General features: G+C 65.3%; 16 protein-coding genes and 1 pseudogene. 7 read left to right on the top strand and 10 right to left on the bottom strand.

Annotation, left to right across the window (positions count from 1 at the left end):
* Together V9F06_09815 and uppP are read left to right on the top strand one after the other, a co-directional pair.
* Positions 1-643 (top strand): lysylphosphatidylglycerol synthase transmembrane domain-containing protein (locus V9F06_09815; protein ID MEI2617912.1); only part of this gene is annotated, 643 nt, incomplete at its 5' end.
* Positions 589-1,455, top strand: a complete 867-nt coding sequence (uppP, locus tag V9F06_09810; GenBank protein ID MEI2617911.1) for an undecaprenyl-diphosphatase UppP — start codon at positions 589-591, stop codon at positions 1,453-1,455. The genes V9F06_09815 and uppP, both read left to right, overlap by 55 nt.
* A gap of 68 nt (positions 1,456-1,523) precedes the next feature.
* Here the strand turns inward: uppP and V9F06_09805 are convergent, their stop codons facing one another.
* Together V9F06_09805 and V9F06_09800 are read right to left on the bottom strand one after the other, a co-directional pair.
* Entirely contained in the window at positions 1,524-2,228 is a 705-nt protein-coding gene (locus V9F06_09805; GenBank protein ID MEI2617910.1) for an aminotransferase class I/II-fold pyridoxal phosphate-dependent enzyme, read from the bottom strand.
* Between the two features lie 22 nt (positions 2,229-2,250).
* Positions 2,251-2,652, bottom strand: a pseudogene (locus V9F06_09800) (aminotransferase class I/II-fold pyridoxal phosphate-dependent enzyme).
* Positions 2,653-2,844: 192 nt separating this feature from the next.
* Here V9F06_09800 and V9F06_09795 point away from each other — a divergent pair.
* The 3 genes from V9F06_09795 to V9F06_09785 all read left to right on the top strand — a co-directional run bounded on the left by V9F06_09795 (position 2,845) and on the right by V9F06_09785 (position 4,581).
* On the top strand, positions 2,845-3,222 hold the full coding sequence (locus tag V9F06_09795; protein MEI2617909.1) for a DEAD/DEAH box helicase: 378 nt from the start codon (positions 2,845-2,847) through the stop codon (positions 3,220-3,222).
* An 82-nt stretch (positions 3,223-3,304) separates the two neighbouring features.
* Positions 3,305-3,721 (top strand): DEAD/DEAH box helicase, encoded by a 417-nt coding sequence (locus V9F06_09790; protein MEI2617908.1) that lies wholly within the window; start codon positions 3,305-3,307, stop codon positions 3,719-3,721.
* Positions 3,721-4,581, top strand: a complete 861-nt coding sequence (locus V9F06_09785) for a DbpA RNA binding domain-containing protein (protein MEI2617907.1) — start codon at positions 3,721-3,723, stop codon at positions 4,579-4,581. Before V9F06_09790 ends, V9F06_09785 begins: the two co-directional genes overlap by 1 nt.
* A 77-nt stretch (positions 4,582-4,658) precedes the next feature.
* On the opposite strand, the gene V9F06_09780 is transcribed toward V9F06_09785, so the two are convergent.
* From V9F06_09780 to V9F06_09765, 4 genes are all read right to left on the bottom strand, one after another.
* Entirely contained in the window at positions 4,659-5,435 is a 777-nt protein-coding gene (locus V9F06_09780; protein ID MEI2617906.1) for a hypothetical protein, read from the bottom strand.
* 536 nt (positions 5,436-5,971) lie between these two features.
* Positions 5,972-6,967, bottom strand: coding sequence for an inorganic phosphate transporter (locus V9F06_09775; protein ID MEI2617905.1), 996 nt, complete (start codon positions 6,965-6,967; stop codon positions 5,972-5,974).
* 23 nt (positions 6,968-6,990) lie between these two features.
* A complete protein-coding gene (locus V9F06_09770; GenBank protein MEI2617904.1) occupies positions 6,991-7,626 on the bottom strand; it encodes a DUF47 family protein in 636 nt (211 codons plus the stop codon).
* A 97-nt stretch (positions 7,627-7,723) separates the two neighbouring features.
* A complete protein-coding gene (locus V9F06_09765; protein MEI2617903.1) occupies positions 7,724-9,046 on the bottom strand; it encodes a serine hydrolase domain-containing protein in 1,323 nt (440 codons plus the stop codon).
* Positions 9,047-9,185: 139 nt separating this feature from the next.
* Between V9F06_09765 and V9F06_09760 the strand changes: the two genes are divergently transcribed.
* Both V9F06_09760 and V9F06_09755 read left to right on the top strand, forming a co-directional pair.
* A complete protein-coding gene (locus tag V9F06_09760) occupies positions 9,186-11,519 on the top strand; it encodes a xanthine dehydrogenase family protein molybdopterin-binding subunit (protein ID MEI2617902.1) in 2,334 nt (777 codons plus the stop codon).
* Between the two features lie 543 nt (positions 11,520-12,062).
* Positions 12,063-14,012: a tetratricopeptide repeat protein gene (locus tag V9F06_09755; GenBank protein ID MEI2617901.1), complete on the top strand. Its 1,950-nt coding sequence runs from the start codon at positions 12,063-12,065 to the stop codon at positions 14,010-14,012.
* Between the two features lie 55 nt (positions 14,013-14,067).
* On the opposite strand, the gene V9F06_09750 is transcribed toward V9F06_09755, so the two are convergent.
* The 4 genes from V9F06_09750 to V9F06_09735 form a co-directional block, all read right to left on the bottom strand.
* Positions 14,068-16,140: a hypothetical protein gene (locus V9F06_09750; GenBank protein ID MEI2617900.1), complete on the bottom strand. Its 2,073-nt coding sequence runs from the start codon at positions 16,138-16,140 to the stop codon at positions 14,068-14,070.
* 885 nt (positions 16,141-17,025) lie between these two features.
* Positions 17,026-17,481 (bottom strand): hypothetical protein, encoded by a 456-nt coding sequence (locus V9F06_09745; GenBank protein ID MEI2617899.1) that lies wholly within the window; start codon positions 17,479-17,481, stop codon positions 17,026-17,028.
* Between the two features lie 137 nt (positions 17,482-17,618).
* Positions 17,619-18,257 (bottom strand): response regulator transcription factor, encoded by a 639-nt coding sequence (locus V9F06_09740; GenBank protein ID MEI2617898.1) that lies wholly within the window; start codon positions 18,255-18,257, stop codon positions 17,619-17,621.
* A 46-nt stretch (positions 18,258-18,303) separates the two neighbouring features.
* Entirely contained in the window at positions 18,304-21,018 is a 2,715-nt protein-coding gene (locus V9F06_09735) for a GAF domain-containing protein (GenBank protein ID MEI2617897.1), read from the bottom strand.
* Between the last annotated feature and the right edge of the window lie 208 nt (positions 21,019-21,226).

Below are 21,226 nucleotides of genomic sequence, written 5' to 3'. Positions count from 1 at the left end.
TCGCCTCGTTGTCGATCGCGCTCACCGGCGACCTGCGAACAGTCGCGCTGATCGCGCTGATCCTCTTTCCGCTGTTGATGATCGCATTGACGGTGTTCGTCCGGGCGCCCGGGCCGCGGCCTCGATCGTGGGGCTGGGGGCCCGGGTCCTGCCGGAGCGGGCCGGGGCGAAACTCGAGGAGCTGGCGCATTCATTCGCGGAGGGGCTCGGTATTCTGAAGCGCCGGCAGGATATGATCGGGGTCGGACTCACGTCGATCCTCGCATGGCTGCTCGAGGCGTCGATGTATCTGCTGATCGCCCAGAGCTTCGGTCTCGACCTCTCGCCCGCCGCTGTGTTGCTGGTCACCGCCGTCGCTAACCTCGCGACTCTGATACCCAGCTCGCCCGGCTATGTGGGCCCGTTCGAGACCGGTGTGCTGCTGGTGCTCAATGGCGCGCTTGGCATACCGCGGGCGCTGGCGCTCTCGTATGCCATCGTCGTCCATGCCGCGCTCTACTTCCCGGCGACCATACTCGGGCTGATCTACTGGCTGGCGCGAGAGCTTCTCCTGGCGGGAGGCACAGAAGACGGAAGAGGCAATCGGCCATGGTGGATAGCAACATTGTGCGGGCGATTGTGCTGGGGATCGTTCAGGGTCTGACCGAGTTCCTGCCAGTGTCGTCATCTGCGCACCTGATCATCGTTCCCTGGCTCTTCGGCTGGCAACCTTTCGGGTTGGCGTTCGACGTCGCGACGCACCTCGGGACGCTTGCCGCGGTGCTGGTCTACTTCTGGCGCGATCTCGTCGCGATGGCTCGTGGAGCCCTCGGCGGCTGGCGAAGCCTCGTCCGTGGCCGGCTGCCCGAAGACGAGATGGGCCGGCTCGGGCTATTCATCGTCGTGGCTACCATTCCGGCAGCGATGGCCGGGGTGCTGCTGGAATCGAGTATCGACAAGCACTTCCACCAGGACCCGATCGGCTCAGCTCCGATGGTGGCGCTGGCGTTGCTGCTGATGGGGATGGGCTTGCTGCTCGGCGTGGCCGACCGTGCCGGCCAGCGACGCCAGGGTCGCTCGCTGCGGCAGATCGGGTTGCCGACGGCGCTGGCGGTCGGCCTTGCGCAGATGCTGGCGATCGTGCCGGGGGTGTCGCGTTCGGGGAGCACGATTACTGCTGGGCTATTCGCCGGCCTCGAGCGCGCAACGGCAGCACGCTTCTCGTTCCTGCTTGGCGTGCCGATCATCCTCGGCGCTGGGCTGAAGGAGACGATCGGCCTCGTCCGCGATGGCATCCCTGCCGGAGAGCACGGGGTCTTCGTCGCTGGTGTCGCCAGCGCGGCGATTGTTGGCTACCTCGCCATCGCCGGCCTGATCCGGTTCCTCCAGCGTCACTCCACCGACGTGTTCGTCATCTATCGCCTTGTCCTCGGCGCCACGCTGCTGGTTCTGGTCGCGACGGGGTTCAGGGCATAGCGGACAAAGAGGCGGCCCCCACTCCACGCCCCGAGGTTGGGGCTGCGGAGTGAAGGCCGGCCCGTTCGTTACGAGATCTTTCCCTCGCGCGCCTCGGCCATCGTCGAGCGCATCCTGAGCATCCCTTCGGTGATCGCGGCGCGGTCGGCGGCGAAGGCGAGACGGATGTAGCCCTCGCCACTGGGACCGTACTCCGATCCGGATCGAAGGGCGACGCCACGTTCGCGGAGCAATGCCGACATCCTGCGAGACGTCACCGGCGCGTCGTACTTGAAGAAGGCGTAGAACGCGCCTTGTGGGCGAGTCCAGCTGACTCCTTCCGCGCCGTCCAGCAACTCCTCGATCAGGTCGCGGCGGGCGGCGTATTCGACGCGCATCGCCTCGGTCTCTTCCATCGGCCCGTTCATTGCGGCGATGCCCGCGCGCTGGAGCGCCCAGTTGACCCAGCCGCCAGACGTGCGGGAGACCCGAGCGATCGGCGGAGTCAGGCCCGGGCTGGCGGCAACCCAGCCGAGCCGCCAGCCGGTCATCGCGAACGTCTTGGAGAACGAGTTGCAGTAGATCAATCGGCCCTGAAAGCCTTCGATATCCATCGTCGAGGCGAACTCGATGTCATCGAGAATCAGGTGGTCGTAAACCTCGTCGGCGAGGACCAGCAGGTTGCACTCTTCGGCAACCGCCGCCGTAGCCTCCAGCTCCGCCCGACCATAGACGACACCGGTGGGATTGTTCGGGTTGTTGATAACGAGGATCTTCGCCCGAGGGTTCGCCACAGCTGCCCGCGCGGATGGCGTCTGGATCGAGGTGCCAGTCGCGGTCTGTTTCACCCAGATGACCGGCGCCGACCAGACGGGTGATGTCGGCATACTGCGAGTAGGCTGGCTCGGGGAGCAGGACCGCGTCACCGGGATTCAGATAGCCGGCCAGCGAGGCATAGAGCGCGCCGGAACCACCGTTGGTGATCGTGATGTCGGACGTGTTCCAGTCCACCTCGTAGCGTCGTTCGAGGTAATCGGCCAGCGCCTGGAGCAGATCTGGATCTCCAGTCATCGGCGGGTAGTTCGAGTAGCCTTCATTCACGGCATCGATCATCGCCTGGCGGACGTGCGCCGGTGTGCGGAAGTCGGGGTCTCCGGCTCCGAGGCCGATGGTGCCGGCCGGCGATGGGCCGATGACCGGGCGCTCGGACTGCTTCATCATGTCACTGACCAGCCTGGCGGGTTCGAACGTGGCCATCCTGCTTCCTCCCCGTATTCAACGAATGCGGCCGTCACGATGGGCCGCCTGCGGGCTGCATCGTACCCGAAAGCGCGCGACTAGGGTGGTGGTCTGACGTATGCTCTTAGTGTGGCTATGTGGCCGCGGATGCAGGCAGCGATGGGGGCGATAATGCCGAGCGGGTTTCAGGGACTGGGACTGAGCGATGATGTCCTGCGGGCGCTCGATGAGATCGGCTTCGAGGAGCCGACCCCGGTACAGCGCGAGGCGATCCCTCCACTGATGCAGGGCCGTGACGTGATCGCCCAGGCGCAGACCGGCACAGGCAAGACCGGCGCGTTCGCGCCTGCCGATCATCGAGCGGCTCGGTGCCCGAGCTGCGCGCGCCCGCAGGCGCTGGTGCTGACGCCGACGCGCGAGCTGGCCGTGCAGGTGGCCGAGGCGTTCCATCGCCTATGGCAAGTCACCAGCGGGATCATCGCCGTTCTGCCGGTCTACGGCGGCCAGCCGATCGATCGGCAGCTGCGCGCGCTGCGCCAGGCGGCGTGAACGTCGTCGTCGGCACGCCCGGCCGCCTGCTCGACCACATCCAGCCGCGAGCACGCTCAAGCTCGACCAGGTGCGCACTGTCGTGCTCGACGAGGCCGACGAGATGCTCGACATGGGCTTCATCGAGGATATCGAGGCGATTCTGAAGGAGACTGCCCGACGGCCGCCAGACGGCGCTGTTCTCGGCCACGATGCCCGGCCCGGATCGCCGCGCCTGGCCAAGCAATATATGCACGGATCGCCGAGCGGATCACCATCCAGGCCGGAGCAGATGACCGTGCCGCAGGTGCGCCAGATCTACTACGAGGCCGGCGGGCGCGACAAGTTCGAGGTCCTGGCGCGCGTGCTCGACTTCGAGATGCCCACCTCGGCGATGGTCTTCTGCCGCACCAAGAGCGAGGTGGACTCGACTGGCGACGCAGGCCTGCAGCGCGCGCGGCCTATCGCGGCCGAGACGCTCCATGGCGACCTGACGCCAGATGCATGCGCGACCGCGTGATGCAGCCGCTTCCGCGACCAGCCAGGTCGACGCTGCTGGTCGCCACCGACGTGGCCGCGCGCGGCCTCGATATCGAGCACGTGTCGCACGTGATCAACTTCGACATTGCCGCGCGACCCGGAGATCGTACGTCCACCGGATCGGCCGCACCGGCCGGGCCGGCCGGGCCGGCGAGCGCGATGACGCTGGTGACGCCGCGCGAGCGCCGGCTGCTGCGCTGGATCGAGAGCGCGGTCGGCCAGCGGCTGGAGCCGCGCCGGGTGCCGACGGCGTCGGACGTCGCGGCCAAGCAGCGCGAGCGACTGGCGGCAATGCTCGGCGAGGTGATCGAGACCGACGAGCTGGCTCGGCCGATGGCGCTGGTGGATGAGCTCTCCGCGTATTACGACCCGGCGCAGATCGCGGCGGCGGCGATCTCGATGCTCCTCCAGCCGGAGCCGGAGGAGACGGATCTGCCGGTCAGCGCGGCGGGAGCAGAGCGGGGCATGGCGCGGCTATTCCTCGACGTCGGCCGCGAGGACGGCGTCCGGCCCAGCGACATCGTCGGCGCGATCGCCAACGAGGCGCGCATCCCCGGCAAGCGGATCGGCGTGATCGAGATCAAGGACGCCTATTCGTTCGTCGAGATCCCCGAGGACCTGGTTCAGCGCGTCACCGAGGCGCTGGGTCGGACGAAGCTGCGGGGGCGTGACGTCCGCGTCGAGATCGCGCGCCCGAGCGACGGTGGTCCGCCACCGGCCCGTCCGGCCGAGCAGCGCCCCCCTCGTCCGACCGATCGCGACCGAGACCGTGGCCCACGCACCCGCGACCGGGAGCGCCCCGGTGGCCGTGGCCGGCCGTCGCGCTACGAGCGGGGGTAGACATCCTGTTTGGCTCAGGCGCGCGTCTTGTCCTGATGATGTACCCCGCGTGCCAAAGCCGCAGATAGTGAGAAGCGTCAGCTTGTAGGAGTCGGCCATCCTTCGGATTCGAATGGTTCGATGACGGCGCGGAGCCCTGACACGACATCGACGAGAGGCTTTGAATCTATATACGAGGTAGCCAATCCATCGTCACTGATCGTCCATTTCATTTCGATCCACCAGCCCGGACTGCCGTCGACCATGATTGCTCCAGATGGGTTTGACCCAAACGAGTTTGCGCGTGTAGACAGCCCGAGGAGAACTCGCTCACCGATGGTGAAGCGCATCCATGGCACCTGAATGACCACGCTGTCCTCACCAACGACGCCGCCATGGATCAATGCGATGACCCGGCCGGAATCCAGACTCTCCGATGTGCGATTCAGGATGGGTGGGGCATCCAGCTCGATCACGATTGGCGTCACGATCGTTACCTTCTCTGGCACGACCTCCCACGGATTGTCAGGCCGCTTGCCATCGGGCGTCGTCCATCGGGCCGGCAGGATGGCAGCGACGGAACCAGTAACGATAAGCTGGTTCCATTCGACAACACCGCGCAGGCTCAATGTATCAGTCGCCATCAGGAGATGTTCACCGTATCCGAACGGCTCGCTTGGATCCGGGGTGCGATAGACGGGTGGCTCAGTTGGCGCGGGGGTCGACGGCACGGCGGGCGTGACGGCGCCCCTGATGATCTCCGTCGTCGGGGTGGGCGTATCGCTGGCGAGTCGCCCGGCATCGAGCGGCGCGTCCGCGCTGCCGCACCCGATGATCGGCACGACGCTGAGGCCGATGATAACGAGAAGTGTCAACCATCTCGCCTGGCATAACTGCACGATCGCCTCATCTCGGTCGCTGACTGCATCGACTGGCATGAAATGTCATGCAACGTGGCGCGACAGCCACCCCCCGCCGTCTGTGGTGCTGAGTGCTTCGACCAGCGTGATGTGTCCTGTACTGTGGTGCGACAGGCGCCACCGCTCGTTGTCATTCCGAGCCGCAGCGAGGAATCTCCCGTGGCTGGATACAGTCGAACGCAGGGAGATCCTTCGGCTGCGCGGGCGCCATCGCCCAGTGGGCACCCGGGCAGAGGATGACAAGGTGCGGGGAGGCTGTGTCCTGTATTGTGGTGCGACAGCCACCACCGCTCGTTGTCATTCCGAGCCGCAGCGAGGAATCTCCCCTGGCTGGATACAGTCGAACGCAGGGAGATCCTTCGGCTGCGCGGGCGCCATCGCCCAGGGGGGCACCCGGGCAGAGGATGACAAGGTGCGGGGAGGCTGCCATCCTGACATTTCGTGCCAGTCGATGCACCGATCGTCCACCCTGTGTTCTGGTATACGACGAACTAGTCGAACCAGATTGATAGAACGAGATAGCAGACGCCGGAGACGAACATGCAGGCGGGGATCGTCACGACCCAGGCGGTGACGATCGTCCGGGCGACGCCCCAGCGCACTCCCGCGCGGCCGCGGACGGAGCCGACGCCCATGATCGACGATGAGATGACGTGGGTCGTGCTGACCGGGAAGCCGAGGTGGCTCGCGACGTAGATGACAGAGGCGGCGGCCGTCTCGGCAGCGAAGCCGTGGATCGGGTTGAGCTTGATGATCTTGTCGCCCATTGTGTGGATGATCCGCCGGCCGCCGGCCGCCGTGCCAGCGCCCATCGCGATTGCCGCAGTCAGCATGACCCAGATCGGGATGTGGAATGTGTCGATCCGGCCGGCGGTGAACAGCGCCAGGCTGAGGATGCCCATCGTCTTCTGCGCGTCATTCGAGCCGTGGCTGAACGCCATGAAACTGGCCGAGAAGAGCTGGAGCACGCGGAAGACATGCTTGCCGGTCGTCGGGCGCATACGAAACGACAGCCAGGAGACGATCGTAATCAGCAGCACGCCGCCGATGAACCCCAGAACCGGAGAGCCGACCAGCGCGATCAGCGTCTTCTCGATCCCGCTCCACTGCCAGACCTTGATGCCGCCGTGGATTGCGCCCGCGCCGAGCAGGCCGCCGATGAGGGCGTGCGACGATGACGAGGGAATGGCAAACCACCAGGTGATCAGGTTCCAGACGATCGCTCCGAGCAACGCTGCCAGCACGACTGACTGGGTAATCGAGCTTCCGTCCACCAGCCCGGCGCCGATCGTCTTGGCGACGGCGGTGCCGGTCAGCGCGCCGATGATGTTGAAGCCTGCCGCCATCAGCACGGCGGTCCGGAGCGAAAGGACGCGGGTTGCGACAACGGTTGCGATGGCGTTGGCAGTGTCGTGGAACCCGTTGATGAAATCGAACGCGATGCCCGCGGCAAAGACCAGGACGAGGAGAAGCAGGACCTGATCCACCTGAAGGCTACCCTTCCGTACCGTTACGCTTGCTTGTAAATGATCTCTTCCATGATCTGGGCGACTTCTTCGCACGCATCGATAGCGTTCTCGAGCGTTTCATAGATCTCTTTCCACTTGATCACGTCGATCGTATCGACCTCGCCCTCGAACAACGCGGCGAATGCGCGTGACCAGAGCTGATCGCCCTGGTTCTCCAACTCGTGAGCGTGGACGATGTGCTGGCGGTAGCCGTCGCCGCCGCGCAGGTATGGGACGAGCGTCGCAACCTCCTTGCAGATTGCCGCGAGAACGCTGGTCAGCTCCTGTGCGAATCGGGTTACCTGCTCGACGTTGCAGAGCAGCGCGATCTCGCCGGCCTCCTCGGTTGCGTCGATAACGTCGTCGAATGCGTGGATCAGCCGGTGGATGTCGTCGCGGTCCATCGGGGTGATGAACGTACGCGAGATGCGTCCGACGACCTCATGCGTGATCTGGTCTCCCTCGTGCTCGAGGTCATCGAGGGGTTGGAATCGATCGGCGGAAATCTCGCCAGCGAAGAACGTTTCCAGCGCCTCGCCGGCTGCCACCATGCAGGCAGCAGAGCGCTCGAACAACACGAAGAACGTGTCCTCACGCGGCAACAACCAGCGCATCGTATCCCCCGTCTGCGAGCGCACAGGCGCTCGCGATCCTTCCGACGCCCTGAGCCAGGCGGCCGCAATCGGCGACGCCGAGTCGCCTGACACAGTATGGCAAATTGAGGGGACTCCGCGCTTACTCCTCGCGCCAGCAGACGCGGGCCATGACGGATATCAGCGAGGCCGGCGAATCCCCGGCAGGGAAGACGATCGGCACGATCCGCCGGTCGAGCGTTGCCCGGAACTCGTCCCGCCGCGCCGGAGTGAGCCGCACCGCCGGCCGCTCGCCGAGTGTCATCGTCAGCCCCTCCGCATCGCGTTCGACCGCGACGGTGTCGCGTCCGTACCGGTAGCGGCCAACCACGCGGTCCAGATCCGCCGCTGGTGGGTTGTAGACGGGTAGCTCCCGCGCGGCTGGCAGCTGGAGCGCCTCGGTTACGACCACCTCTGCGATCTCGCGGGCCGGGCCGCCGGAGACGTTCAACAGCGCGATGACGCCGGCATCGAGCTCTGGCAGCAGGATCGCGTGGGACGAGACGCCGGTGATCCCGCCGGAGTGGGCCAGCACGGGCTCCCCGCGGAAGTCAGGCGCCACGCCCCAGCCCAGCGCATAGCCAGTCTCCGCGTCGCGCCAGATACGTGGCCTGTGCATCTCACGACGCTGCATGTTGGTCAGGCCGGGCATCTCACGCATCTGCGCCATCAGATAGCGAGCCATGTCGCGCGCCGTCGATCTGTGCAGCCCGGCCGGGGCGACGAGCGCACTGGCCGGCCAGTCTGGCCGGAACGCGGGCTGGCCATCCTCGTAGTCGTAGAGGCTGGTGACATCGTCCCAGCCAAGCCTGGCCGGATCGGCCAGCGTCGAGCGGGTCATCCCGAGCGGCTGGAAGAGGTGTGTATGCAGGTAGTCGGCGTAGCTGACATCCGACAGTCGCTCGACGATCTCCCCGAGCAGCGCATAGGCGTCGTTGGAATACGAGAAGCGCTCGCCCGGCCGGCCGGCCGGCCGCTCCGGCATCGTCGCCAGATAGCGGAACAGGTCGTCGTAGCTGTCCATCGGCCCGCTGCCCTCCAGCCAGCCGAGCGACATCTCGAGCACCGGCAGGACCGGTAGCCCGGAGGCATGGCTGAGCAGGTGCTCGACGGTGATAGCCGAGGTTGGGAACGGTTCGGGCAGGCGTAGCTCCGGCAGCAGCGCAATGGCCGGCGTGTCCAGCGCCAGCCGTCCGTCCGCGACGAGCTGCATGATCGCCACCGCCGTCAGCGACTTGCCCAGCGAGCCGATGCCGAAGACCGTGTCCGGCGTGACCGGGCGTCCCGAGCTGAGGTCGGCCAGCCCGTAGCCCCGTTCAAAGATCACCTCGCCATCGGCGACGACGGCGACCGCTGCCCCCGGGACAGCCTCGGCGGACATCAGTGCTTCGACAGCCGTGCCAATCGTCTCTGCAGTGCTCGTCATGCTCTCACCACTCCCATAAACCGCTCAGTGCTGGTACTCTGCGTCGTATGCGCGCAGGACGTGTCGTCCGGTCGGCGGGCGCGTGCGCCGCGGCCGATACGGTACTACACCCTCAGGACTGGAAGGAGATCAGCGACCGATGGTTCGAAGCGCAATGATCGGCGCTCGGGTGCGCCGCAAGGAAGATCCTCGACTTATCACCGGGTCGTCGATGTATGTCGACGATCTGCAGATGTCCGGTATGTTGCACGTTGTCTTCGTCCGGTCACCCTATGCCCACGCACTGATCAAGGGGATCGACACGTCGGCCGCGGCAGTCGCGCCCGGCGTCGTTGCCGTCTACACCAGCGAACAGCTCGCCGAGTTCTGCGGCCCGATGCCGGGCGGCGCCGGCGGCGAGGGCGCGCCGATGGAGGAGGAGCCGGACGCCGATGCTCCGATCCCGGTCCCGACAACCTGGCCGCTGGCTCGTGGCAAGGCGCGCTGGGCGGGCGAGCCGATTGTCGCCGTCGTCGCGGAGAGCGTCGCGCAGGCGACCGACGCAGCCGAGCTCGTCGAGATCGACTACGAGGAGCTGCGGGCCGTCGTCGACATCGAAGCGGCCCAGCGGGGAGGTTCGCCGCTGGTCTGGGACAGCATCGCCCACAACGTTGGCATCCGCTACAGCCGCGCGCGAGGCGACACCGACAAGGCGTTCGCCGACGCTGCCTGGACGATCAAGCAGCGCATCCGCTCGCAGCGAGTGCTGCCGACCCCGATGGAGGGTCGCGTCACCGCCGCCGCGCCGGATCCGCTGACCAACGGCCTCACCGTCTGGGCATCCAACCAGGCGCCTCACTGGGTGCGTCGCGACGTCGCCAGGCAGCTGGGGCTGAGCGAGTCGAGCGTGCGGGTGATCGCGCCGGAGGTCGGCGGCGGCTTCGGGGCCAAGATCCCGGTCTACCGCGAGGATCTCGCGACCGCGGCGATTGCCAACAAGCTGCGCCGGCCGGTGAAGTGGACCGAGACGCGCTCGGAGAACTTCGCCGCGATGACCCACGGGCGCTGCCAGCTGGCCGAGATCGAGCTGGCTGCCGACGCCGACGGGCGGATCACCGGCCTGCGGCTGGACGTCACCGGCGACGCCGGGGCCTACGCGTCTGGCCTGGACATGCCGCCGATCACGACGATGATGTCGGTCGGCTGCTACGCGATCCCGAACGTCGACCTGAAGGCGCAGGCGATCTACACCAACACCTCGGCGATCGGCGCATATCGCGGCGCTGGCCGGCCGGAGGCGGCCTACTACATCGAGCGGGCGGTCGATATCCTGGCCCACAAGATGGGCAAGGACCCGGCCGAGCTGCGGCGGCTGAACTTCATCCAGCCCGATCAGTTCCCCTACGACACGCCGGCCGGCTTCACCTACGACACCGGTGAGTACGAGAAGGCGCTCGACAAGGCGCTGGAGGTCTCCAGCTACCAGCAGCTGCGGGCAGCGCAGGCGGAGGCCCGCAAGCAGGGCCGGCTGGTCGGCATCGGCATGGCGTCCTACGTCGAGATCTGCGGCTTCGGGCCGTGGGAGAGCAGCAGCATCCGGGTCGACCCAAGCGGGGCGGTCAGCATCTTCACCGGCATCTCGCCGCACGGCCAGGGGCAGGAGACGACGTTCGCCCAGATGATCGCCGACGAGCTGGGGGCCGACTTCGACCGCATCATCGTTCACCATGGCGACACCGGCAACACGCCGCAGGGCAACGGCACGATGGGCAGCCGCGGCCTGGCGGTCGGCGGCGCGGCGGTGATGGTCTCTGCGGTGAAGATCCGCGACAAGATGCTGGCGATCGCCGGCCACTCGCTGGAGGTCGATAAGGACGACATCGAGTACGACCGCGCGACCGGGACCTACCGGGTGAAGGGCACGCCCGACCGCGCGCTGACCTTCAACGAGATCGCCGGGGCGGCCTACGGCGGCGAGCTGCCGGCCGGGATCGAGGCCGGCCTGGTCACGACCGACTTCTTCTCGACGCGGGGCGAAACCTACCCGTTCGGCACGCACATTGCACAGGTCGAGATCGACCCGGAGACCGGAAGGGTCAATGTCCAGCACTTCTGGTCGGTCGACGACTGCGGCAACGTCATCAGCCCGACCCTCGTTGAGGGGCAGGTCCACGGCGGGCTGGCGCAGGGCATCGGCCAGGCACTCTACGAGGAGGCCGTCTACGACGACGACGGCAACCTCCTGACCAGCACGATGATGGAGTACGCGCTGCCGCACGCCGACAGCTTCCCGATGTTCGATCTGCACCGCACCGTCACGACGACCCCGCTGAACCCGATGGGCGCCAAGGGGATCGGCGAGGCGGCGACGATCGGCTCGACCCCGGCGATGGTCAACGCCGTCCTCGACGCGCTGGCCCCGGCCGGCATCACCCACCTCGACATGCCCCTCTCCGCCCCGAAGGTGTGGGCGGCGCTGGCGGGCGAGTTGTAACCGTAAACACGGGGCAGATTGGTGTAACAGAAGGCGATCGCTCGACCTGGTTTCAGGTGGTGATCGCCTTCGTTATCCGGCGGGTACTCAGTGGCGATGCGCTAGAATGGTGAGCATAGCGAAAACATATCGTGCCTCAGTCGCGCGGTGAGTAGTATTTCTATGCAGGAGTCCCAGACGATGGCGGTCCGCGTCGGCCGACTCTATCCACTGCTGCGCACGATCGGGAATGCTGTCGTCGTAGTATTGCTTCTTGGCGGGCTGACCAATTTTCTCTATGAGTGGTTCCGAGAGGGGACTCGGCCAGAACTTCGAGCGCTCAGTACATCGTCCTGGATTCTCAGCATTGCGCTCATCCTTGCTGCGCTGATTGTTCTCCTCATGACCCTATGGGCTCGCGCCAATCATTTGAAACTCATTCACGAGTCCAAGTTCAGGTTAGCGAAGCCAGCATCGCAACTCACCGCTGGCGACCTTCATTTCGAACCATGGTGTCCAAGAAAGCACCGATCTTTTGATCGACGCCCCTTTGTCGATCAATACGTGCCACGCTCAATTGTTGCAGAAGGTGGCTTCGGTCCGACTTGGCACGAGCAAGAGGTTGCGGACCAGATCGGCGAGCGTCAGAGTGTCGTACTCCTCGGCGAACCCACCGACGGTAAGACGAGGACACTCTATGACATCGTTCATCGACTGCCCGATCATCACGTTGTCGTGCCGATAATCGACCAGCCCACACCGGAGCCGGATGCGTTCAAGATTCTGGCGGGCCGCCGTGTCATTCTGATGCTGGATAACCTGACAGACTTCGTCGATGCCGCCGTTGACTTGACCACGTTTTGTAATCGACTCGGAAGCGTGGCAGATTATGTCGTCGTCGCAACCTGTCGTGATGGACCGGAACAACGAAGGGTCCGTGATGGATTCAGGGGTGGCTTGCGGACGCTCTACGAACGCATACCGCTAAAGTTGCGCCTCGAACCATTGAACGCCGATGACAAGCGGACGCTTGCCGAGTCGGCTGACATCGACTGGGACCCTGCACGAGAGGCACTGTACCCAACGCCCGGATCGATCATCATGGCAGACGCGCTGTCAGCAATGACGGGGCGGTTTGATCAGTTGGCGATTGGTCCGCGTACCGTCGTCCTGGCGATCACCCTTCTGGATTATGCTGGAATTGCGCCGGTAACGAGGAAACGCGTGGCGGCTGTCGTTTGTGATGTCTTCGGTCAGGCGGTGAATCTGGATGACGGCCTGAACCAGCTTGCAGACTCCAGCTTCATCGGAAAGCCAGCCAACCGCGATCCAATTCTGCCCGAGCCTGCGTATATCCGACCGCCTGTCGTCAATTACGCCGAGCATCGGACTGGAGGTCCGCGCGGCGATTTCGACGCGTTGGCAGACTCCCTGTCGACGCACTCGGACGCTGCCGGCTTGTTCTATCTCAGTACAGTACTAGATAGTAAAACCGAACACGATCGATTGCGTATTGTTAACTGCCTAGACAAATCGCTTGCAATCGATCCAAACATCCCCGAGGCGCTATACAACAAGGGTGCCGCGCTCGATAACCTGGGCCGCTATGAGGAGGCGATCACGGCATATGACGCGGCGCTGGCGTTGCGCACAGATCCCGAGGCGCTGAACAACAAGGGTGTCGCGCTCGATAACCTGGGCCGCTATGAGGAGGCGATCACGGCATATGACGCGGCGCTGGCGTTGCGAGCGGAGTACCCCGAGGCGCTGAACAACAAGGGTGTCGCGCTCCGTAACCTGGGCCGTCATGAGGAGGCGATCACGGCATATGACGCGGCGCTGGCGTTGCGCACAGATCCCGAGGCGCTGAACAACAAGGGTGTCGCGCTCGATAACCTGGGCCGTCATGAGGAGGCGATCACGGCATATGACGCGGCGCTGGCGTTGCGAGCGGAGTACCCCGAGGCGCTGAACAACAAGGGTGTCGCGCTCGATAACCTGGGCCGTTATGAGGAGGCGATCACGGCATATGACGCGGCGCTGGCGTTGCGAGCGGAGTATCCCGAGGCGCTGAACAACAAGGGTGCCGCGCTCGATAACCTGGGCCGTCATGAGGAGGCGATCACGGCATATGACGCGGCGCTGGCGTTGCGCACAGATCCCGAGGCGCTGAACAACAAGGGTGCCGCGCTCGGTAACCTGGGCCGTCATGAGGGGGCGATCACGGCATATGACGCGGCGCTGGCGTTGCGCACAGATCCCGAGGCGCTATACAACAAAGGTGTCGCGCTCGGTAACCTGGGCCGTTATGAGGAGGCGATCATCTATTTCGATAAGGTGCTTGAGCTTAGGTCAGACATGCCTCAAGTGTTCTGCAATAAGGCAGTCGCTTTCGAACTCCTTGGTCGCTTAGATGATGCGAATAATTGCTTTGCAACCGCGGCCGAACTGGGATTCGATTGTGGACGCGGAGGTGATGGTTCGTCGGCGTCAAGCGTATCGACAGACAGGTGAGTCTGCTGTAGCGAACCATAATGCTACGTTCGGCCTCTCTTGCTTCTGGCAACACTCAACACCCCGCCCCACGCCACAGCACCCACCCACCATCCTCCCGCACCCGCTCCGCGCCGCCATACCCGAACGCCGCCGGGTCGTCGCTGGCTGGCAGGATGGCGTAGCACTGCGGGCCGGCGGCCGGCGTGAAGGTGTAGTAGCCGACCGTCCCGTTGCCGGTGACGTTGTGGCCGGTGCGTTGGAGGATGGCGAGGAGGAGGCCGAAGGCGAGAGGGTCAGCGTCGACGTGCGGCAGATCAACCGTCTGACCGGCAGGGATCGCGTCGGCGAGGCGCCACATCCATGGGTCGGGGGCGAGGCGGAAGATGGCCTCGGGGCCGTCGAAGGCGAGGGTGAGCTCGGGGGTCGTCGGCAATGCGGCGTCGACGCGGGGACGCAGCGTGGAGTCGTCGGAGTGGACGACGACGTTCTCAACGCCAATGCCCTGCAATAGCCAGATGGTGTCTGCCGAGGGGAACTCGTTCATCCGGTCCCGCAGCAGCAGGTAGGTCGGGGTGATGTTGCCGGAGTAGCCGTTGACGACCTGGTTCCAGTGGCCGAGCGACCAGTAGTTTGGCCAGGACGAGGCGACCGGGCCGTCGCCCATCGGCAGCTCGATGGTCGGAGCGGGGTGGTCGCGCAGCCAGTCGTAGTCGGGTCGGGATGAGGCGTCGCGGCCGGGGACCGGCAGCGGGCCGGGGAGGTCGATCCGGGTGACGCCCTCCAGCAGCACGCCGCCGGCCAGCGCCAGCCCGACGAGCGCTCCGGGCAGCCACGGGATCGCCCGCAGCCGGGCCGGGTAGCCGCGCAGGCGCGGGAGGTGGGCGTTGGCCAGCCAGCCGACCTGCTGGACGCCACACGCAGCCAGGCCGGCCAGCCCGAGGAGCGCCAGCACGCCCATTCGTGCTGCGACGCGCATCGCCTGAAAGCCGGGGACATAGTCGTAGAGGAGGCGGTAGGGCATCGGGATGAAATGGCCGGAGATGGGCAGGATCGGCCCGAACGAGAGCAGTACCGGCACGACAGTCAGCGTCAGCAGCAGCCAGCGGTCGCGGCCGGCCCGGCGGTTGGCGAGGCCGGCCAGCGCCAGCAGGACAACCAGCAGCCCCGGGAACAGATCCTTCTCGATGTGGCGGTGATTGCTCGCCAGTAGCCCGTTCCAGAGCCGGTCGTTGTCCCAGACGGCAAGATAATCGCGCGGGATGGCGCTCCAGTCCTGCACCTCAATGCGTTCGCGGACGAGGTGCAGGTCCTCGCTGAGCTGCAGATAGGGCAGCAGCGTCGGGACGAGCAGCGCCCCGGCGATCGCGCAGGCGCCCGCGGCGATCAGCAGCCGCTGGACGACGCTCGCGTCGCGGTCGCGGATCGCGCCGGAGGTCCAGACGCTGGCCGCGATGACCAGCACGACGATCGTGAAGTAGAGATAGTAGATGCCGAACTGGCCCTGCAGGAAGAAGACGAGGCCGAGCAGGACGTACCAGCGCGGACGGACGGCGCGCCAGCCGCGCGGCTGGGGATCGAGGCGGGCGGCGTCGGACGAGCGGGCGGGTCGTGGGATCACGATTCGCCGCAGGCAGAGCAGCGCCAGCGGCGGCCACTGGGCCGAGAGGACGTTCAGGTGCTCCAGGTGCGCCATGCGGGAGGGCGCGAAGGCGTAGGCGAGGCCGGCGACGAGCGCGGCGACGCGGCTGCCGGTGATGTCGAAGGCCAGCAGATACATGGCAAGGCCGGTCAGGAAGAAGGCCAGCAGGACCGAGATGTTGTCGGCCAGGACGGCGTTGCTGGTGAACGCCATGACCGGCAGGACCAGCGCGGTCTGGCCGAAGAGGTGGTCGGCGAAGGCGAGCGTGTTTCGCCAGGGATACATAATGTTGGTGTCGAAGATGCGCAACGGATCGGTCGTGAGGGCGTGCCAGTTCCAGCCGATCGTCCAGGTCTGGAAGACAGGATCGCCCCAGGTGAGGAGCGAGTCGCTCATGTGCAGCACAAGCGGCCAGGTCATCACGACGCTGGCCAGCGCGATGACGGCGATGGCCGGGAAGTGATGTCGGGCTATCTGTTTCCAACCGGCAGTCGTCTGCTCGCTCACGACGGGCAAGTGAACCATAACGGGGGGACGGGGGACGGGGGATACCGGTTCGTCGTTCGTAGGGACAGGACCAGGCCTGTCCGCGCTCCGCAGAGCGCACCCCCCGCGTCGATCCATTGCATGGCGGATGAGGACGCGCCATCCGGATTCCCAATTCCCAACCCCTAAGGGGTCAGGAAATTAGGAATTTGGGAATCGCCCTGAGCACGCTGCTACCACAAGCAGTAGGTTCCGGTAGCGACCCCGTGCCTTTGTCATCCCGAGCCTCAGCGAGGGATCTCTCCTACGTCGGACAGCCGCCAACGCTGGGGGAGATTCTTCGCGTGCGCGCTCAGAATGACAGAAGACCGGGAGGCTGCCGGTCTGTAACGACGGGATTCCTAAATTCCCAATCCCTTAGGGATTAGGAATCGCCCTGAGCACGCTGCTACCACAAGCAGTTGGCGCCGACAGCCACCCCGTGCCTTTGTCATCCTGAACCGCAGTGAAGGATCTCCCACCCGTTCGATGCCAGTCCAACACAGGAGAGATTCTTCGCGTGCGCGCTCAGAATGACAAGCGATAGGGTCGGCAGCCACCCCGTGCCTCTGTCATCCTGAACCGCAGTGAAGGATCTCCCACCCGTTCGATGCAGTCCAGCGTAGGAGAGATTCTTCGCGTGCGCGCTCAGAATGACAAGCGATAGGGTCGGCAGCCACCCCGTGCCTTTGTCATCCTGAACCGTAGTGAAGGATCTCCCACCCGTTCGATGCCAGTCCAACACAGGAGAGATTCTTCGGCTGCGGCCTCAGAATGACAAAAGGCGGGGGATGCTGCCGGACGCGAACGGCGGGATTCCCAAATTCCCAAATTCCTGATCCCTAAGGGATTGGGAATTGGGAATCGTCAGGCGATGTGGCGGGCGATGTCGATCCAGAACTGGGTGCCGAGGACGGCCATCGTCAGGATCACAGTGGTGATGACGACGGCGTCGATCGAGGTTCGCCCCTCTTTCGCCCAGTAGACGTCTCGGAGGTCCAGCCAGAGTGCGAACTCGTCGAGCGTGAGGGCCGCGCCGATGCCATAGAGTATCGCGAGAAGCTTGTGGCCACGCGCCGGGTCAAACGCGATCGCCACGTATCCGGTGACGAGGAGCAGCAGGATGCCCCAGACGAGGTGGTGGATATGGACGCCGCGGGCTGAGATGTTATGGATATGCGAGCCGGAGCTGCGCCGGATCCGGTGGGTGATCACACGCACGATGATGAAGGCGATGAGGAATGACAGCAGGATGACGAAGTGGACCTGCTTGCCAGTGTCGATGATGTCCCGGGTGTAGATCCTCGAGATATCGTCGAGCATCGCGTCCATCCTCGGCGTCGTTCCAGGGTCCGCATGGAGACAGGGACGCCAGGCGGCCGGAAGCTGATGTCAGACGGGGGAATCCGCGCCCTCCGGTTGGGTCATCATGCCGAATTGTGTCACAGGCGAGCTTGGAATCAGACCCTGACGAGGCCGCGCTGGATGGCCCGGGACACGGCTTCGGTGCGCCCACTGACATCGAGCTTCTGGTAGATCGAGTTGGCGTGGAACTTGACGGTTCGCTCGGTGATCAGCAGCTCGGCAGCAATCTCCTTGTTCCGCAGCCCGTGGGCCATCAGTCGGAGCACGTCGAGCTCGCGAGAGGTCAGCTCCTCCTCGCGGGTCTCGCCGCGCATGATGCCGCCGACATGGTTGAGCAGCTTGCCGGCCACGACAGGCTCCAGCAACGAGCCGCCCATGTGGACGACACGGATGGCGCGGAAAATCTCATCGCGCGGCGCGCCCTTCAGCAAATAGCCGCGCACGCCGGCCTGGACAGCCTGCAGAATGCGCTCATCGGTATCGTAGGCGGTCAGAACGACGATCTTCGCCTCGGGATCGCTCTCCCTTATCTGCTGGATCGCCAGCACGCCATCGGCGCCGGGCATCTGGAGGTCCATCAGGACGATGTCGGGCTGCAGCCGTCGATAGAGCGTGACAGCCTCGGCGCCGTCGTTGCCTTCGGCGATGACGTTGAAGTCCTGCTGGGCTTCGAGTATCGCCACGAGTCCCTCGCGAACGATCGGGTGGTCGTCGATGACGAGGATGTCGATCATGCGATGCGTCCCCTCCAGCGGCCCAGCGCGATGAGCAGGCGCCGTGCTACGCATTGAGTACCCGGTCACTTGTCATGGAAGACGTCGTGGTTGACGTCGCTGTCGACTCTCTGCGCCACTGGCCCTCGAACGGCGCTGCGACGCGCAATGTTGTGCCAGCGCTGGTTGAATCGATGTCAAGTGTTCCATGGAGTAGCCGGACCCGTTCGCGGATGGCGATCAGCCCGAACTTTCCACCGGGCTTGCAGTTGTGCGTTACCTCGTCGACGTCGAAACCGCAGCCATTGTCGGCGATCTGCAGAACGATGGTGTCTCCGACGCGGCGGAGAGCAACATCGACATGAGTTGCCCCGGCATGGCGCGCAACATTGTCGAGCGCCTCTTCGCAGATCCGGTAGAGGCTCAGCTCCAGCCGCGAGGAGGCTCGACCTCCCGAACTCTCTGAGGTGAACGATGTGCGGACCGGCCGGCTGGCGCCCTCCTTCGCGAACTGGGTCAGCCGGTGCTGGAGCGCGTCGGCCAGCGTCAACTCCTGCAGGGCGCTGGCGCGAAGATCGAGAACCGATCGGCGCGCGTCCTCAAGGTTGTCGCGTGTCAGCTCGAGCGCGCGGCGCAGCCCGGCTTGCGCCTTCTCGGGCTTGCTGTCGAAGATCTGCTCGCTCGCTTCGAGATGGAGCGATATAGCGGTCAGCCCCTGCGCGATGCCGTCGTGGATGTCACGGGCGACACGGATGCGCTCTTCGGCCATGCCGAGCGAGCGCGAGCGGGCATAGAGCCGCGCGTTCTCCAACGCCAGCGCCGCCGAATCTGCGATCCCGAAGGCGACCCGCAGCTGATGGTTCGAGAAGTGGTAGGCGTCGTCGTGCGAGACGACCAGCGCGAAGCCGAGACATTCGTCGCGAACCAGGAAGGGCACCGCCAGCACGGCGCTGGCGCAGAGAACCCGGGCCAGATCGTCGTCGACGTGGCAGCTCAGCATCTCCAGCGCGCACGGCTCACGAGCGTCCATCGTGATCTGCCTGAGCAGTTGGGACGACTCCGCGCTCGGCGCAACCTGGCTGATCCTTGCCGTGTCTAGCCTGGATCCATCGCGGGAGATGAACGCCGACGGCAGCAGCCGTTTGCGATCCTCATCGAACAGATAGATGACGCAGGAGGCCAGGCCGGTCGCGTCGGCGATGCCGCCGGCCACGCGCTGCAGGACGTCATCGAGAACCAGCGAGGAGTTGGCTGCCTGCGAGGCGTTGAGGATCAACGAGACCTCAGCCCGGCGCTTCTGCTCCTCTCGCAGTAGCTCGGCGTTCTCCAGCGCAATCGCGAGCTGATCCGCGATCGTCGTCAGCAGGCTGACATCCTGCTCCGAGAACGCGTCCACCTCCGGAGATTCGACGTTGAGCACGCCCAGGAGGCGCTCCTCGCGCAAGAGCGGGACGGCGATCTCGGAGCGGATGTGCGCCGTCCACGGGCTGGTGATGAAGTCGTCGTCGATGTGGACGTCGGCGACGACGACCGGTTGGCGGGTCGCGGCGGCGCGACCGACGATGCCTCGTTCGTCGAGTGGGAGGCTGAATCCAACCAGGTTATCGGCGCCTTCGATTCCGGCAAGCGTCTTCAGCACGAGCCGATCGTCGCTCCGATTGGTCTGGAAGATCATGACGACGCCGTAGCCGAAGGCATCCTGGATACGTCGGGCGGCCTCTGCGGCGAGCTGCCGTGGGTCGCGGATGGTCGCGAACGCCCGGGCGATCCGGTTGATGACGATGAGCTGGTTGGCCTGGATGATCTGCGCCTGGTAGAGGCGGGCGTTCTGGATGGCTGCGCCGGCCTGGCGAGCGACGGCCGCCAGCAACGTGGCGTCATCGCGGGTGAAGACGCGTTGGTCGGTGAGCATCGCCAGCAGGCCGATCGTCAGGTCGTCAGCAACGATCGGCACCCCGATCCACGCCCAGGTCTTCTGCCGGTCGATATGCGGGGGAACCTCGATGCCGCGTTCGTTGCAGGCGGCAACATAATCGTCGAACACGACCGGCTCGCCGAGCTCGATGACGAGACGGGTCAGACCGATCCTCACCGTATCGAACCCATCGCCGGAGACTCGCTGCCCGCCGAAGTGGTGATAGATGATATTCATCTCGTCGGAGTCGCCATCGAGCGTCGCGATGTAGAAGTTCGTCGCGTCGAAGAGCCGTCCGCATTGCTCGTGGATGATCGTCGCCAGCTGGTCGAGCGATAGTGTCGAAGCTAACGCAGTCGAGACGTCGTTGAGGATCGCCAGCTGCGTGATCCGTCGCTCGCGTTCCTGCGTCAGCCGGCACGACACTCCATACCAGTAGGACTCGCTGCACTGAAACTCGCCGGACGTCATGAGCGCGCCGGAGAATGCTGTGGTGAACGACGACAGCAGGGTCGAGATGTCGTGGTGGGCGGGGGCTGGTTCCGGCGTGGCGTCGCCATCGAGCCCGTCGCGCAATGCCTCTCCGACCAGGCCGATGGCGCTTGCTGTTGCTGCCACCCCCTCGACGCTGAGCGATACCATCTCGCGCCATTCGGCTGCGAGGCGGATCGGGATGGCCGGGTCGGGGTTGGCGACGAACACGGCAAGCGTCTCGAGAAAGTCGATCAGGAGATCGTCCGGCAGGGTAGTCCCGAATCCGCAGCGTTCGACGAGCAGCCGCCGCCAGGCATCGCGAACATCTGGCAGCCGCGCGCGCAGGGCTGTGGTGTCGCGAGCTGACTCGTGTTCCAACATACGATCGTGCATCTGTCTGCGAACCCTGGCATTCGGCCTCGGCGCGTGCCGCGGCGACATCCGGCCTCATTGAGCTGCTTCGAGGGACTGCTCACTCATTCATTATGGTGCCTGACAGTGGGCAAGACCATCGCACAGAGGGTCAGGGACGTGCTGTACCATTGGACAGGAAGAGGGCGCCGAGCCGCCTCACCGGGCCGAGGGCATAACCGATAGCGGT

Source organism: Thermomicrobiales bacterium, from assembly GCA_037045155.1.
In the GTDB taxonomy this organism is placed as follows: Bacteria; Chloroflexota; Chloroflexia; order Thermomicrobiales; family CFX8; genus JAMLIA01.
The sequence above is the reverse complement of the archived record's forward strand: the minus strand, read 5'-3'. Positions and strand labels throughout refer to the sequence as shown.